Origin of the sequence: Silvibacterium acidisoli (assembly GCA_022870745.1) — a bacterium.
GTDB lineage: Bacteria > Acidobacteriota > Terriglobia > Terriglobales > Acidobacteriaceae > Silvibacterium.
On sequence record CP085323.1, the window covers coordinates 4,784,683 to 4,797,850 of the forward strand.

At 58.7% G+C, this 13,168-nt stretch carries 14 protein-coding genes; 7 read left to right on the forward strand and 7 right to left on the reverse strand.

Annotation, left to right across the window (positions count from 1 at the left end; all coding sequences use genetic code 11):
* Positions 1–163: 163 nt before the first annotated feature.
* The 3 genes from LJD29_RS19735 to LJD29_RS19745 all read left to right on the forward strand — a co-directional run bounded on the left by LJD29_RS19735 (position 164) and on the right by LJD29_RS19745 (position 2,068).
* Entirely contained in the window at positions 164–616 is a 453-nt protein-coding gene (locus tag LJD29_RS19735; protein ID WP_446743291.1) for a hypothetical protein, read from the forward strand.
* 188 nt (positions 617–804) lie between these two features.
* Positions 805–1,422, forward strand: coding sequence for a DUF4126 domain-containing protein (locus tag LJD29_RS19740; protein WP_446743292.1), 618 nt, complete (start codon positions 805–807; stop codon positions 1,420–1,422).
* Between the two features lie 61 nt (positions 1,423–1,483).
* The gene (locus tag LJD29_RS19745) at positions 1,484–2,068 is read left to right on the forward strand and encodes a UbiX family flavin prenyltransferase (RefSeq protein ID WP_446743293.1); all 585 of its coding nucleotides are present in this window, start codon (positions 1,484–1,486) and stop codon (positions 2,066–2,068) included.
* On the opposite strand, the gene LJD29_RS19750 is transcribed toward LJD29_RS19745, so the two are convergent.
* The 3 genes from LJD29_RS19750 to LJD29_RS19760 form a co-directional block, all read right to left on the reverse strand.
* Entirely contained in the window at positions 2,050–2,526 is a 477-nt protein-coding gene (locus LJD29_RS19750; RefSeq protein WP_446743294.1) for an NUDIX hydrolase, read from the reverse strand. The genes LJD29_RS19745 and LJD29_RS19750 overlap by 19 nt on opposite strands.
* A complete protein-coding gene (locus LJD29_RS19755; protein WP_446743295.1) occupies positions 2,504–3,154 on the reverse strand; it encodes a nitroreductase family protein in 651 nt (216 codons plus the stop codon). Before LJD29_RS19755 ends, LJD29_RS19750 begins: the two co-directional genes overlap by 23 nt.
* Positions 3,155–3,229: 75 nt before the next feature.
* Positions 3,230–4,192: a hypothetical protein gene (locus LJD29_RS19760; protein ID WP_446743296.1), complete on the reverse strand. Its 963-nt coding sequence runs from the start codon at positions 4,190–4,192 to the stop codon at positions 3,230–3,232.
* A gap of 189 nt (positions 4,193–4,381) precedes the next feature.
* On the opposite strand from LJD29_RS19760, the gene LJD29_RS19765 reads away from it, so the two are divergent.
* Together LJD29_RS19765 and LJD29_RS19770 are read left to right on the forward strand one after the other, a co-directional pair.
* Positions 4,382–5,155 carry a hypothetical protein gene (locus LJD29_RS19765; RefSeq protein WP_446743297.1) on the forward strand — a complete coding sequence of 258 codons (774 nt, stop codon included), beginning with the start codon at positions 4,382–4,384 and terminating at the stop codon, positions 5,153–5,155.
* A gap of 62 nt (positions 5,156–5,217) precedes the next feature.
* Positions 5,218–5,766, forward strand: coding sequence for a glutathione peroxidase (locus tag LJD29_RS19770; RefSeq protein ID WP_446743298.1), 549 nt, complete (start codon positions 5,218–5,220; stop codon positions 5,764–5,766).
* Between the two features lie 114 nt (positions 5,767–5,880).
* Here the strand turns inward: LJD29_RS19770 and LJD29_RS19775 are convergent, their stop codons facing one another.
* Positions 5,881–7,527 (reverse strand): AsmA family protein, encoded by a 1,647-nt coding sequence (locus tag LJD29_RS19775; protein ID WP_446743299.1) that lies wholly within the window; start codon positions 7,525–7,527, stop codon positions 5,881–5,883.
* A gap of 151 nt (positions 7,528–7,678) precedes the next feature.
* Between LJD29_RS19775 and LJD29_RS19780 the strand changes: the two genes are divergently transcribed.
* Both LJD29_RS19780 and LJD29_RS19785 read left to right on the forward strand, forming a co-directional pair.
* Positions 7,679–9,130, forward strand: coding sequence for a sulfatase family protein (locus LJD29_RS19780; RefSeq protein WP_446743300.1), 1,452 nt, complete (start codon positions 7,679–7,681; stop codon positions 9,128–9,130).
* 62 nt (positions 9,131–9,192) lie between these two features.
* Positions 9,193–9,963, forward strand: a complete 771-nt coding sequence (locus LJD29_RS19785) for a phytanoyl-CoA dioxygenase family protein (protein ID WP_446743301.1) — start codon at positions 9,193–9,195, stop codon at positions 9,961–9,963.
* Here LJD29_RS19785 and LJD29_RS19790 read toward each other — a convergent pair.
* The 3 genes from LJD29_RS19790 to LJD29_RS19800 are packed head-to-tail and all read right to left on the reverse strand — an operon-like array spanning position 9,960 to position 13,146.
* Positions 9,960–10,460 (reverse strand): hypothetical protein, encoded by a 501-nt coding sequence (locus tag LJD29_RS19790; RefSeq protein ID WP_446743302.1) that lies wholly within the window; start codon positions 10,458–10,460, stop codon positions 9,960–9,962. The genes LJD29_RS19785 and LJD29_RS19790 overlap by 4 nt on opposite strands.
* 41 nt (positions 10,461–10,501) lie before the next feature.
* Complete coding sequence (locus LJD29_RS19795; protein WP_446743303.1) at positions 10,502–11,452, reverse strand: DsbA family protein; 951 nt, start codon at positions 11,450–11,452, stop codon at positions 10,502–10,504.
* Positions 11,453–11,499: 47 nt separating this feature from the next.
* The gene (locus LJD29_RS19800; RefSeq protein WP_446745910.1) at positions 11,500–13,146 is read right to left on the reverse strand and encodes an NAD+ synthase; all 1,647 of its coding nucleotides are present in this window, start codon (positions 13,144–13,146) and stop codon (positions 11,500–11,502) included.
* Positions 13,147–13,168 lie beyond the last annotated feature (22 nt).

Genomic DNA, 13,168 nt, shown 5'->3' on the forward strand with positions numbered 1-13,168 from the left:
CCCCGTTATGCCGAACAGAGCAACCCATATGAAACGGTTAATACCCTCCGCGGCAAGGGAAAAAACGCGGACAACGGTCTTTGCCATCGCATCGAAATCCCGCCCGGTCAATTTGCAGCATGCGATATTCTTAAGCCGTATGCGTTATGCGTCTGGATGTCTCGTGTTGCTTTCTTTGCTGACCACGGCTGCGCCGGCGCAGCAGAATATCGCTGTGCCATCCGCCTGCACGCAGAGTGTGAACAGCAAGCTGGGCGGCCTTTTGTCGTCGCAGACGACGCAGGACACGGACAACGTCATGGTCTGCGGCGTGACCGTCTCTGCCTCACGCACGCAGCGCGGCGGTCGCCACGGCGATCATGAAATCCTGCCGCTGCGCGTGACTATGCCCGGCGGAAACGTACAACTTGTCGAGGTCGTCATCAATGACGATCTCGACGGCAGGGTTACAGCGCCGGCTAACGTCCAGGTCTATGCCTACGGCCAGGCGTTCTTCCCCACTCGCGGACGCTTCGTAGCCGGCATCCATGACGTACACTGCTCCACGCACCGCGGGGCCGACAATGGATGGGTCGTTGTCAACGGCGTGAAACATCCTTCGACCTGCAACCGTTAAATTCTTCTTCAGCAAACATAATTTGCTCCCGCCTCTTCTCCAGCAGATGTTATAAGTTGAGCAACCCCATTACTTTGCGGCATTTTTCCCTCATCGATTTGCTTTGGACCAGTAAAGACTTCCATAAGAACCGGTTTGTGCGCAGCGGTGGATGAACAGCGGACGCGTACTGTCCAGGAGGCTCTCTTTTGATCGATTTTTCGCCCAGTACGATTGCAGCACTGGTCATCGCCGCCAGTTTTGCAGCGGGTTTGAACGTTTACGCCACCATGCTGACGCTGGGGCTATTGGCACGCGCTCACTGGATCGAACTGCCGCCCGGGCTGGACCCTCTCACCCGCTGGTGGATCGTCTGCATCAGCGGATGTCTGTTCGGGCTGGAGTTCATTGCGGACAAGGTTCCGGGGCTCGATCTGATCTGGAACGGTCTGCAGACTTTTGTGCGTATTCCTGCAGCCGCACTCATGGCCTATCATGCCTCGGCGCAGCTCTCGCCAAAGATGCAGCTGATCGCCACCATCGGCGGCGCAGCAATTGCAGCACTCTCACACAGCTCGAAGACGGCAGTGCGCGCCGCGGTCACGCCCAGCCCGGAGCCATTCTCGAATATGTCCCTGAGTGCAGGCGAGGACATACTGGTCATCTTCATGATGTGGCTGGTCACCAAGCACCCGTGGGCGTCAGCAAGCATCGGTATTGCCTTCATGGCGCTCGCGCTCATTTCAGCGCGCTGGCTGTACGTGATTGTCCGCAGGGCCTTCAACCAGCCGCATCGCCGCCAGCAAAGTAATCTCGTACGCGACTAGACCCGCTTCGACAAGACGATGCCCTCGCTTCTAGGATGGATAAAGCGAGGGCTTTTCGTTTTTGAACCTGACAGTAGCCATGACCGGCGCCAGCGGCGCCATCTTCGGCAAGCTTCTGCTTGCGACGCTTGATACCGACGAGCGCGTCGAACGAGTTCATTTCATCGCCACGGAAAGCGCACTGCGCGTGCTGGCCGAAGAGATGCAACTGAGCGGGCGCAATGGGCTGATTGAAAAGCTTCTTGGGCATGCGTCCGGCAAGATCACGCAGCATGTCGAGAATGACATCGGCGCCTCGATTGCAAGCGGCAGCTATCCCAGCAGTGGCATGATCGTTCTTCCCTGCAGCATGGGAACGCTCGCCTCCATTGCCAACGGCCTCGCGCAGAACCTGATCGAACGCGCCGCCGACGTCTGCCTCAAGGAGCGCCGTCCGCTCATCTTATGTGTGCGGGAAACCCCCTTCAATCGCATTCACCTGCGCAACATGACGCTTGCCGCAGAGGCCGGAGCAACTATCTTCCCGGTGATTCCCTCGTTTTACAACCATCCCGTCGATTCGAACGAGATGGCGCGGCAGTTTGTCTTCCGGGTGCTGGCCCACATTGGACTGAGGCAGAGTGAGGCTTATGTCTGGGAAGGCTGAGCGGCAGCCATCGCAAAGGCCTTGCGGATGACCTCGCGGGTAAACGGCAGTACGTTGTCGAGCTCGTTGGGCGAGGCCCAGCGAGCGGCAGCGGCGTCGCTTGCGCAGCAGAGCGCTCCGCCGGTCACCCGGCACAGATAATCGATCAGCACGTAGTGGTAGCGTACCCGGCCGTCTTCATCCCTAGCGATGCGATCCAGAACTTCTACGATAGCCACCGGCTCAACGAGCAGTCCGGTTTCTTCGAGCACCTCACGGCGAATGCCTTCTTCCAGGGTTTCACCGGTTTCGAGCGCACCGCCCGGCAGCGACCACTCCCCTTTTAGCGGTTCCTGGCCGCGCTCAATCAGCAAAACCTGGTTCTGGTGAAGGACCACAGCGCCGACTCCGACGATGGGACGCTGCGGATATTCGCGACTCGCACCCGGGATCGCGTCAGAGCCGGAGAGGCTTGCCATACTCGCCGTCAAAGACCGTCTGCGACATGCTGAAACGGCCACCGTAAAACTTGTCTTCCCCATTGCGGTAGCCGACCGCAAGCAGCGCCGCAACCTGGTAGCTGAGCGGCAGCTTGAGCACCTCGTGCACTTTGCCCTGCTCGAAGCCTTCCATGGGAGCGGTATCGTAGCCGAGCACCTCCGCCATCAGCATCATGCTGGTAAAAGCCAGCATCACCTGCTTGAAGAGCCATGCTGTAGGGTTGGGAAGATTGGAAAGATAATTGGCGATCACGGTGCGAGCCTGCTCGGCGTAATTCTCAGGCATACCGCCTTCGCGACCCATGCGCAACGACTCATCGAGGTCACCATTGCGCCAGCCGTCGATATCGCCGCATGCGACGATCACCACGGAAGCTTCTTCGACCTTGGGCTGATTGAAGCTGGCCGCACGCAGACGGCGGCGCTGTTCGGGATTACGGACGACCACAAAACGCCAGGGCTGCAGGTTGTAGCTGCTTGGCGCGTGCAGGCCGGCGTCGAGGATTCGCTTCAGATCTTCATCTGGAACCGGGGCACCATTGAAGCTGGGAGAAGCGCGGCGTTGTTCGATGGCCAGCGACAGCGGCTTTTCCGTGCGATTCGACATGCGGGCAGCGTCTCCTTTTAAAGATAATCGGATGAAACAAGAATGGTTAGTTGGATGTTTCGAAATCGATTCGCGTCAGTGTATCTGATCCATCGGCAATTCTATGGCATACGGATTCTGTCCCGGAGCCTGGGCGTAAACCCACAGTCCATGGAAGCCATTCCGAAGCTCCGGATACTGAGCAATAAGCGATTTCATCAGGTCAATAATTTGAGTATGTGTAGCTGCAGGATCGGAAACACTTGAAGCCTGGTACTCGACGACCAGGTCGAGGTTTCCCGCAAACTCGGCTGTACGCATGCCGGTGATGTTGTATACGCTGCTGCCGCCCTTGAGAGCCATGGGAGTATTCGAGGAGAGTCCAGTGACAGGCATCGACGCCGGCAGAGACGACTGGGCCTCTTTCTGCAGCTTCTCCAGGTTCGGGCTGGAAATAAAATTGACTGGAGTAGAGAGGAAGAGCGCCGTCTGATAGTAGAAGTAGGCGTTCCATCCCTCCTTGCGGCTTGCGTAATCGCGGGCCCTTGTCCAGTACCAGACCCCGTCCTGTCCGCCCATGGTCAGTGGACGGTAGAAAAACCCTCCGAGCTTCCATTCATGCGACTCAGCAGGATCGTTCTGGAGAAGAAACGTCAACTGCTGCGGCGACGGCGTACCCGTGGCATGCGCCAGCGCCAACACATAATTCCCGGGCGGCAGCTGCGGAATGACGATCGTAACCACCCGCGAAGACTCCGGAGGCGCACAGAAAAACTGTGCCTCATCCTGACCGGCAGGCAGATCGGTTGCCTTCAGGTTGTAGACCGCCTCAAATGTCAGGGTCGAGCCCCTCAGTTGCGGAGAAACGGCCTTGATGCTCGCAGCCATGCCATCGAACTGCGCGGCCACAGCGGCGATAGTCTGTGAACGGACTCCGGCAACATCCCCGGCCCGGATGCGTGACGCCAGGGTAGTGACTGCATTGATGTAGGTGTTGCGGTCGCCGGCAGGAATCTGGCTGGTGGTGACGCAGGAGACGGCATGCGCCATCATCGGCATCGCGGCGACCGCCAGGATGGCAGCCAGCCACCTGCGGATACGGAGCTTGGGATCGTGGGCCAGTTGGAAGATTCCTCCGCCGGTCTGCTTTCTGGAGTTTTCGATGGGGGAAAAGGAAAACTCGCGAGCGATTGCGAACCACTGCTAGTCTAGTACATAGAAAGCGGAACGAGGCGCAAGCCGAAAGCAATGAAGAAGATGAATTTCCATTTCGGAAATGTCACCGGCCGGATGCTCCTGATCGGCACGGCCTCGCTGTTTACCGCTTCCCTTTGTGCGCAGCCCCAGCAACCGGCAGGCTCCGCCGCGGCCCAGCAGCCGGCCGCAAACGCTCCGCACCACCGGCACCACGCAAAGCCTGTCGCAGCGACACCCAAGCCGGAAGAGCCACCTGTTCCGAAGGTTCTGCCGTCGCTATTCGATCAGCCGGCGCAACCGGCCACAATTTCGCTGAGCAACGGAACTCTGACGATTCATGCAGACAATTCCAGCCTGACCGCCATCCTTCAGCAGGTTTCGACCACCAGCGGCATGCACATCGAGGGGCTTTCGCGCGATCAGCGTATCTTCGGCGTCTATGGACCCGGCGATCCGCATGCCGTTATCTCGTCGCTGCTCAATGGCTCAGGCTATAACATCGTGATGCTCGGCCAGACGGCCGACGGCGCGCCTCGACAACTGACACTGACTCCGAGAAATGCCGCTCCTGCAGGCGCAGCATCCCGCCCCATGAACTCCGCAGCGGCAAACGCTGACGAAGATGCGGGCGACGAGGATACACAGCCACAGCAGCCCGAGCCTGCTCCCGAGCAGCCGCAGCCGGCCTCCGAGCGCCCCACTCCGAATTCGGTACGCACTCCTCAGCAGATGATGCAGGAGCTGCAACAGATGCGTCAGCAGCAGATGCAACAGCAACAACAACAACAACAGCAGACTCCCGACAACGCAGCGCCGCCCCAGTAACGGCTTTTTAAGCAACTGGTCATACCTTTGCGGTATGATCTCCTCCAGACTTTGGAGGTTCCATGCGTAAGCTGGCTCTATTCGTAGCACTGTGCGCTGCCGGTGTTTCGTCCGCAGCGGTAAAAAACATCTACGACTTCACCATTAAATCCATCGACGGCAAACCGGTCAGCCTGCACGAGTATCACGGCAAGGTTGTCATGATCGTCAACGTAGCCAGCAAGTGCGGATTCACTCCGCAGTACGCCGGTCTTGAATCGCTGTATGAGAAGTACAAGGATCGCGGCCTCGTGATCGTCGGCGTCCCGGCAAACAACTTTGCCCAGCAGGAGCCGGGCACCGATGCGGAAATCAAGAAGTTCTGCTCGAACAAATACAACGTCTCCTTCCCGATGATGCACAAGGTCTCGGTGCTCGGACCTGACCAGGCGCCGCTTTACGCCTTCCTGACTGACAAGTCGACCGATCCCGCTTTTGCCGGTGACATCAAGTGGAATTTCACCAAGTTCCTTTTCGACCGCAACGGCACGCCGGTCGCCCGCTTTGAACCGAAGACCACGCCCGATTCACCGGAAGTGACCTCGGCAGTGGAAGCCGCGCTCAGCAAGTAGCCGAATTCCCTTCCTATCGAGAAGGCGTTCACTGTAAAAACTTAAAGGCCGCAAAGTCTCACGGACTTTGCGGCCCTTGCCTGAAGCGCACGATCTTCTCTGTGATTCGAAGATCTACCGGTGGAGCAATCCACCCAGTGCGTTGCCAAGTGGATTCGAGGGAATCGACTTCCCCTGCGACTTAGCCGCGCCGCCGATCAGCTTGCCCATGTTTGCGCTGAAGGTCGGATTGGAGGTCGTTCCTGCAATCGTAACCGGGATGCCGTTCTTGATTGTCTGGCTCACACCTCCGCCGAGAACGCCAGAGAGCAGCCCCATTGCCTGTCCCGCAACCGATCCCTGCGCGGTGGAGAGCTTCACCACCAACTGATAATTCAGCGCGTTGGAGGGACTGATCGACCCATTACCCGACGCTGACCCCAGTCCGGCGATCACGACATTCAGATTGTTTGTCTGCGTGCCTTCCGGCCCGTAGCGCAGGTTGGTCGTCAGCGACTGGATGGTCGTGTTCGAACCAGTTTTAGCCCCGGTCATCGTCTGAATGCTGGAGAGTTTCTGACCCAGGTCGAAGCCGGCGAGCTGCGTATTGGCGATCTGCACCGGCCCGGTGATCGTTGGAGTCTTGGTGGGGCCGGCAATATTCAGATTGGTAGAGATTATTCCGCCCTGCACGCGGGCTCCCGGAGGCAGCTGCACACCCAGCGACGGCAGGAAGGCGGTAAGGTCATCGATCGGCATGTTCTGCCCGTTTACCGTCATCTGGGTGGTCGTAGTGTTCCCCTTCGTCTGATAGGTACCGTTCGCCGCAAGGACCGCACGGCCGATCTGCACATTCGCGCTATCGATCTTTCCGGAAAGCGAACGCAGATCCTGGTCGACCGCAAAGGTCGCATCGAGAGGCTGCGCAGAAACCGTACCGTTCTTCGCCAGCTTGAGCTGCGTCAGGTGCGCCTTGCCATTCGCGTTGGCGGTTTGCCCGTTCGAGGTCAACTTCATGTCGAGGTCGGCAACTCCGGCGATGCCCTGGTCGGCCTCGACAAATCCTGCTGCGACTAGGTCCGCGTGCTTAAGGGAGATCTGCGCTGTTAATGGAGTCAGCGAGGCGTCCTGCTGATTGATCGGTCCGGCGTTGCCGGTTACGTTGACACTGCCTCCCGCAGGCAGCTTCCCGCTCAGGCTGAACGGAAACGCCTTCTCAAACGAGAAGTTCTGCACATCCATGTCGAGGTTCTCGTACACATGCGGGCTGCCCTGCTGGGGCTTGCTGCCCACGGTCACCGTTCCATCATTGATATCGACTTTGCCTACGGTGAGGTTGGGAATCATGCTGTTGGTCTCTGCGGTCGGCGCCTTGCGCTTGCCAGTGCTGCCAATACTCGAGTAGTTCCACACGCCGTTGTCGCCGCGGATCAGCGTGATCTTCGGGGAATCGATAGTGAAGCCTGTGATGTGGAGTTCGCGATGAAAGAGCAGCGGGGCTACTTCTACACCGATCTTCACATCCTTCGCGGTGAGAAACGGATCGCTGCTGAAAGCAGGATCATCGGCAATCGCAGGGCTCTCGGCAAGCAGATTGCCGGTGAAGAGCGAGAAATCCAGATGCCCGAGCGTTACCTGCCTGCCGAGTGAATCCGACAGCGTCGCTTCGATGCGTCCGCGGTAGGTATCGGCATTGAGCAGGTGCTGGACAATCAGGAAGACGACGAGCAGCACAACGACGATGGCGCCGGCGATCACAAGACCGCGCTTTCTTTTATCCATTAGGTCCTCTCCGATCAGGGAAACTTCGTGAAAATCTGATGACCACAACTTCTGGCGACTCCATTATGGATTGCTTCGATCGCCCAGAGGATGCATTCCCTGCAGTGTTAACGATAGAGTTAGCTATCAGGCAAACAAAATTGGAGGAGCAATGCCAGAAAATTCAGGAGCGACGCGACGAGAGTTCATGCAGGGAAGCGTTGCTGTCGCCGGGACAGTGCTGGCTTCATCGCTGGGGCGCAAGGCTGCGGCAGAACCCGCGGGGAAACGTCCAAACCTTGTCTTCTTTCTTGGAGAAGGACAGCGCGCCGACGCGCTCTCGATTGCAGGTAATCCGATCGTCAAGACGCCGAACCAGGATCGCATCGGCAAAGAAGGCATGCGCTTTACAAACGCCTTCTGCACGAATGCGCTCTGCGCCCCGGCCCGCGCAGCTGTACTGACAGGCATGTATTCGCGCTCGACGGGCGCGCTTGACAACAAGATGATGGACCAGCCGCTGCCCAGCGACATTCCGCTCTTTACCGACCTGCTGAAACAGGCCGGATACGAGATCGCCATCCTCGGCAAGGTTCATATTCGCAACGGCGTGGAAGAGCGCAACTGGGATTATTACTTCGGCCACAACGACCCTGCCAACAACTACGCAAATCCGTTGTTCAAGGAAGGCCGCAAGGGGCAGGTAGGGCCGGAGAAGCAGTATTTCGGCGTCTATCCGGATGACCTGACGGTCGATCGTGCGATTGCATGGCTCGAAGAGGAGCGCGGCGACAAGCCATTCTGCCTGCTGGTCTGGTTCGTCGCGCCGCATGAGCCGTTCTTCCGGCCTCGCCGCCATTTCGATCTCTATCGCAACGGCACCATCATTCCCAAACCCGATACCTTTGACGATGATCTAAAGGGATATCCCGGCAAGCCCAAGGGCTTCGTCGACGCTCACAACAAGGTCGGCACCACGCCCAGCCACGTTGCCTGCGGCTCGCTCGAAGGCATCGCCAAGGACTACTATGCCGGAGTAGTCGCTACCGACGACAATGTGGGACGCATCCTGGAATATCTCGAAAAGAAAAACATCCTCGACGACACCGCCATTGTCCACGGTTCCGACCATGGATACTTCCTTGGTGAGTGGAGGCTCTTCGATAAACGCCTGATGCACGAGCCCTCGATCCGTGTGCCGCTGATGATCCGCTACCCGAAGCGTATCCCTGCGGGCACGGTGCGCGATGAAATGGTGCTCGACACTGACCTTGCTCCGACCTTCCTCGACCTTGCCGGCATTCCCGTGCCCAGCCACATGCAGGGTAAGAGCATTCTGCCCCTGGCGAAGCAGGAGGATGCCACCTTTCGCAAGGAATGGTTCTACGAATACTTCGAGTGGCCGAACCCTGAGGCTGTGCGCCCGCACCGCGGCATTCGCACCGAGCGCTACAAGCTGATCCACTACACCATGGAGCCGCAGGAGTACGAGATGTACGATCTTCAGAGTGACCCCGGCGAGACCAGCAATCTCTACGGCAAGCCCGAACACCATGCCCTGCAAAGCGATCTGTGGGCGCGCATGGAAAAGCTGCAGGCAGGCATTCCGAAACGCGGCGCTTAGTTTTCCTGTCCTGAACGGAGTACCAGTTCCCACTCCGTTCGGGATGAAGAAAAGTTGGTTACATGAGCGACTACAACTGGATTACAGATTTCGTTCGTGAAGGTTATGTTCACTTCCCTGGCCTGATCGATACGCAGACCATCGCCGCCGCGCGCGCGGTGATCGATACCGACCTGGCCGCGAATTACGATCCGGCGCGAAAGCCCGAGTACGACTCCCGCAGCTTCTGCCCGGATGTGCTTGGCACGCCGCCTATCGTTGCTCTGAACGAGCACCCCGGCGTACGCGCGAAGATTGCGGCGCTGCTCGATCTCGACAATATCGCTTTCGATACCCACGGGCAGGTTGCCATTCGCCAGGCACATAATACCGGCCAGAACTTTCCGCCCCATCCCCACATCGACGGCTTCCCGGCCCCGCACAACGGCGTCGAAGCCAACCATATCCAGCCTTTTGCTTTATTGGCCGGTGTGTTTCTCTCCGAGGTGAACCGCGAGTTCGCGGGCAACTTCACGGTGTGGCCCGGCTCACATTACCTGTACGAGAAGCACTTCCGCGAACGCGGCGCCCTTGCGCCCAAGGAAGGCATGCCCGAGCTTTCGCTGGGCCAGCCAAGGCAGCTTATGGGCTCACCTGGAGACGTGGTGCTTTGCCACTACCAGCTAGGGCATTCCGCTGCCGTCAACACCTCGGACCATGATCGTTACGCGGTATTCTTCCGGAACAATCACAAAGACCTGTCCGACTGGGAGTCGCCGGATCGCTCCGAGGCCGTGATGAGGCATCTCGCGAATCTGTGGGATGGCTGGAAGGTTGATTCCGGACGATGCTAAGAGTCGTAGTCCTGCGCGTGGACACGGAAGCGCAGCCAGGATAGCAGGCCGAAAAGGCCTCCGATCAGCACGCAGTAAAGTATCGAAAGCTCGCGGGAAACCACCTCGGCAGCTGGATTATCTCCAGTAGGGTCAAGGATTGATCCGGAGAGATAAGCCACCGTCGTTCCACGAAAGACCAGCCGCGAAACGGATGCGCCGCGCTGGCTAACCTGCTCCGCCAACGCATCCGAGGCGATGACCTCTTCGGTCGAGCCATCCGGCGCCTGGACATCCATCGCGAAGTAAGGGCCACCCCGGCCCAGCCTGCGTTGCAGGTCACCGACGACTTGCACCGGCTCGATCCTGCAGGCCCCCGCTGCAACCTGCTCTACACCCGAAGGGTGGCAGGATGCATCCCGATCGAACTGGCGGCGCGTGACCATCTCCGCAGGCAGACGGACAGCGTTGTAGACCGCGCCTGCGGTGGCCGAGCCAATAAGAAGGGCCAGAAACATCCTGCCGCCCCGATGCAATCGAGTTGGGGGGCTTCCTGGCATTAGTTGAGGGAAAGCTGGAACTCGATGATCTTCTTCAGTTCGTCGTAAGGAAGCTGGTTGCTTGTTACGCCGCTCAGCGGCACCTGGCGGCCGTTTACGAAGAGGGTCGGCGTCTCGTTCACGTTCATGTCTTCGGCCAGCTTGACCGAATCATCGACGGCCTTCTTCGCAGCGGCCGTGTAAGAGCATGAACCGATCTTCGCTGGGTCGAGCCCCGCGGCAGTCGCTGCATCGCCGAGCGTCACATCTGAGCTTTGCGGAGTCAGATTTTCCTGATTCGTAAAGACGGCGTCAGCAAACTTGAAGAAGGCATCGTTACCACCCTGCTGAGCAGCACATACGCTGTATGCCGCAGCCTTGTACGCCTCGGAGTGGATGGTGGTAAGCGGGAAATTCTGGAAGACAAAGTGGACATTCGGGAAGTCGGCTTCGAGGCGCGCAATGACCGGCTGCGCAGCCTTGCAGTGCGGGCACTGGAAGTCGGCAAACTCCACCATCTCGTTCTTCTTATCGGCACTGCCCTTGCTCGGGCCATTTGCCCGCTGCTCCAGCATGCGGCGCGGCTCGTCAAATGGATGATCGCCAAAATTCAGCATCGAGAGATCATTCGAGATAAGGTGCTTGCCATCGGGAGTGACGAGGAAGGTCACCGGGGCAATCTGCTGAGGATTCGACTTCTGAGCGACGAGAATAGTGACCTTGCTGACGCCAGCCGCCGGGGTGGTCTGGATGGCCTGGACCTGCCAGATGCGGTCCTCATCATAGCCCCAGGAGAGTTTAAGAAAAGCTTCCACAGTCGCCTTGGAAGGTGCAGTGGCTGTGAAGTTTTTCGGATCGGCGGGCGGGAAACCGCTAGCGGCAGCAGTGTTCTGCGCAAGGGCTAAGACGGAAGGCGAAAGCGCGAGCAAAAGGGATCCGGCAATCTTCAGAGCAGAGCGACGTGCGAGCATTTGTATTCAATCCAGAGATAAATGTAATTTCTACAGAAACTTAAGGGCTAAACCTGAACCTTTACTGCAATCGGGAAGCGGCGTCCCATGCCGAAGGCCTTTGCCGTAACTTTCAGGACCGGCGCTGCCTGCTGGCGTTTGTATTCGCTGCGTTCGACCAGTTTGACGATGCGACGAACCAGTTCGATATCGACCGTCTGCGAAGAGGCGATGAACTCGGCTGACTCATACCGCTCCACGTATGCCTCAAGGATCGGGTCCAGAACATCATACGGGGGTAGAGAGTCCGTGTCTTTCTGGTCGGGGCGCAACTCCGCGCTGGGCGGCTTGTCGAGGATGGCGTTGGGAATGACTTCGCGCTCGCGGTTGAGGTGATGACAAATGGCGTAGACCTGCGTCTTCGGCACGTCGCCGATGACGGCAAGGGCCCCCACCATGTCGCCGTAGAGCGTGCAGTATCCGGTTGCCATCTCGCTCTTGTTGCCGGTAGTCAGCACCAGCGAGTTGAACTTGTTGGACAGCGCCATCAGCAGGTTGCCGCGAATACGCGACTGGATGTTCTCTTCCGCAATGTTTGGCTCAAGGCCTTTGAAGAAGGGGTCTAACGATTTCTGGAACTGCTCAAACAGCCCTGAGATCGCAATCGTTTCGAAACGGATGCCAAGATTCTCCGCCAGGTGCCGGCTATCGTCGATAGAGCCCTGTGAGGAATAAGGACTGGGCATGCCAATCGCTGTCACATTCTCTGCGCCCAGCGCTTCCACGGCGATTGCCGCAACCAGCGCGGAGTCGATGCCACCACTCAGGCCGAGCAGCACCTTGGAGAATCCGCATTTGCGGACGTAGTCGCGGGTACCGAGAACGAGCGCGCGGCGGATGGCTTCTTCTTCCGGTTCCTTCTGCTCGTGCATGTCACCGGTAAGCGTGGCGGTATCGACGAGAACGAGGTCCTCTTCGAACGAAAGACCCTGTGCAATCACGCGGCCTGATGGGTCGAGCGCGAGACTGGATCCATCGAAGACCAGGCTGTCGTTGCCACCCACCTGGTTCACCATCAGCACCGGCGCATTATGCCGCTTCGCGATCGCGGCCAGCATCTCACGGCGGGTATTGCGCTTGCCGCGCCAATAGGGCGAGGCCGAAATGTTCAGAATGATCGAACCGCCTGCGCGCATCAGCTCTTCCACCGGATCGACCGTGTACAGACGGTTTTCCCAAAAGCTCTTGTCGTTCCAGGCATCTTCGCAGATGGTCAGCGCAGCCTTTTCGTTCTCGATGCAAAAGATGCGCTGCTTCTCGGCGGGCGCGAAGTAGCGCTGCTCGTCGAATACGTCGTAGAACGGCAGCAGCATCTTCGATTGCACAAATTCGACGTGGCCGTTACGCAGTAGCGCGGCAGAGTTGCGCACATGCTTGCCGCTGCCATGCGGTGCAGGCGTGACGTATCCGCAAAGAATGGCTGTCGGGCTGCCAGCGGTCGCCGCTGCCAGCTCTTCGACAACCTCGCCGGCACGAGCCACGAAAGCAGGCTTTTCCAGCAGGTCGGCCGGAGGGTAGCCGCAAACAGAAAGCTCGGGAAAGAGTACGAGGCCGGCTCCGCGCTCTCGTGCACGAGCCGTAAAGTCCAGGATCTTCTGAGCATTCCCGTCGAAGTCTCCGACGGTGGGATTGATTTGTGCAAGCGCGATCTTCACTGCTTCCAGTGTAACAATGCGC

Coding starts and splice junctions, on each gene's coding strand:
- LJD29_RS19750 (WP_446743294.1), bottom strand. CDS start 2,526: ATGGCAAGCCTCTCCGGCTCTGACGCGATCCCGGGTGCGAGTCGCGAA.
- LJD29_RS19755 (WP_446743295.1), bottom strand. CDS start 3,154: ATGTCGAATCGCACGGAAAAGCCGCTGTCGCTGGCCATCGAACAACGC.
- LJD29_RS19760 (WP_446743296.1), bottom strand. CDS start 4,192: ATGCCGATGATGGCGCATGCCGTCTCCTGCGTCACCACCAGCCAGATT.
- LJD29_RS19765 (WP_446743297.1), top strand. CDS start 4,382: ATGAAGAAGATGAATTTCCATTTCGGAAATGTCACCGGCCGGATGCTC.
- LJD29_RS19770 (WP_446743298.1), top strand. CDS start 5,218: ATGCGTAAGCTGGCTCTATTCGTAGCACTGTGCGCTGCCGGTGTTTCG.
- LJD29_RS19775 (WP_446743299.1), bottom strand. CDS start 7,527: ATGGATAAAAGAAAGCGCGGTCTTGTGATCGCCGGCGCCATCGTCGTT.
- LJD29_RS19780 (WP_446743300.1), top strand. CDS start 7,679: ATGCCAGAAAATTCAGGAGCGACGCGACGAGAGTTCATGCAGGGAAGC.
- LJD29_RS19785 (WP_446743301.1), top strand. CDS start 9,193: ATGAGCGACTACAACTGGATTACAGATTTCGTTCGTGAAGGTTATGTT.
- LJD29_RS19790 (WP_446743302.1), bottom strand. CDS start 10,460: ATGTTTCTGGCCCTTCTTATTGGCTCGGCCACCGCAGGCGCGGTCTAC.
- LJD29_RS19795 (WP_446743303.1), bottom strand. CDS start 11,452: ATGCTCGCACGTCGCTCTGCTCTGAAGATTGCCGGATCCCTTTTGCTC.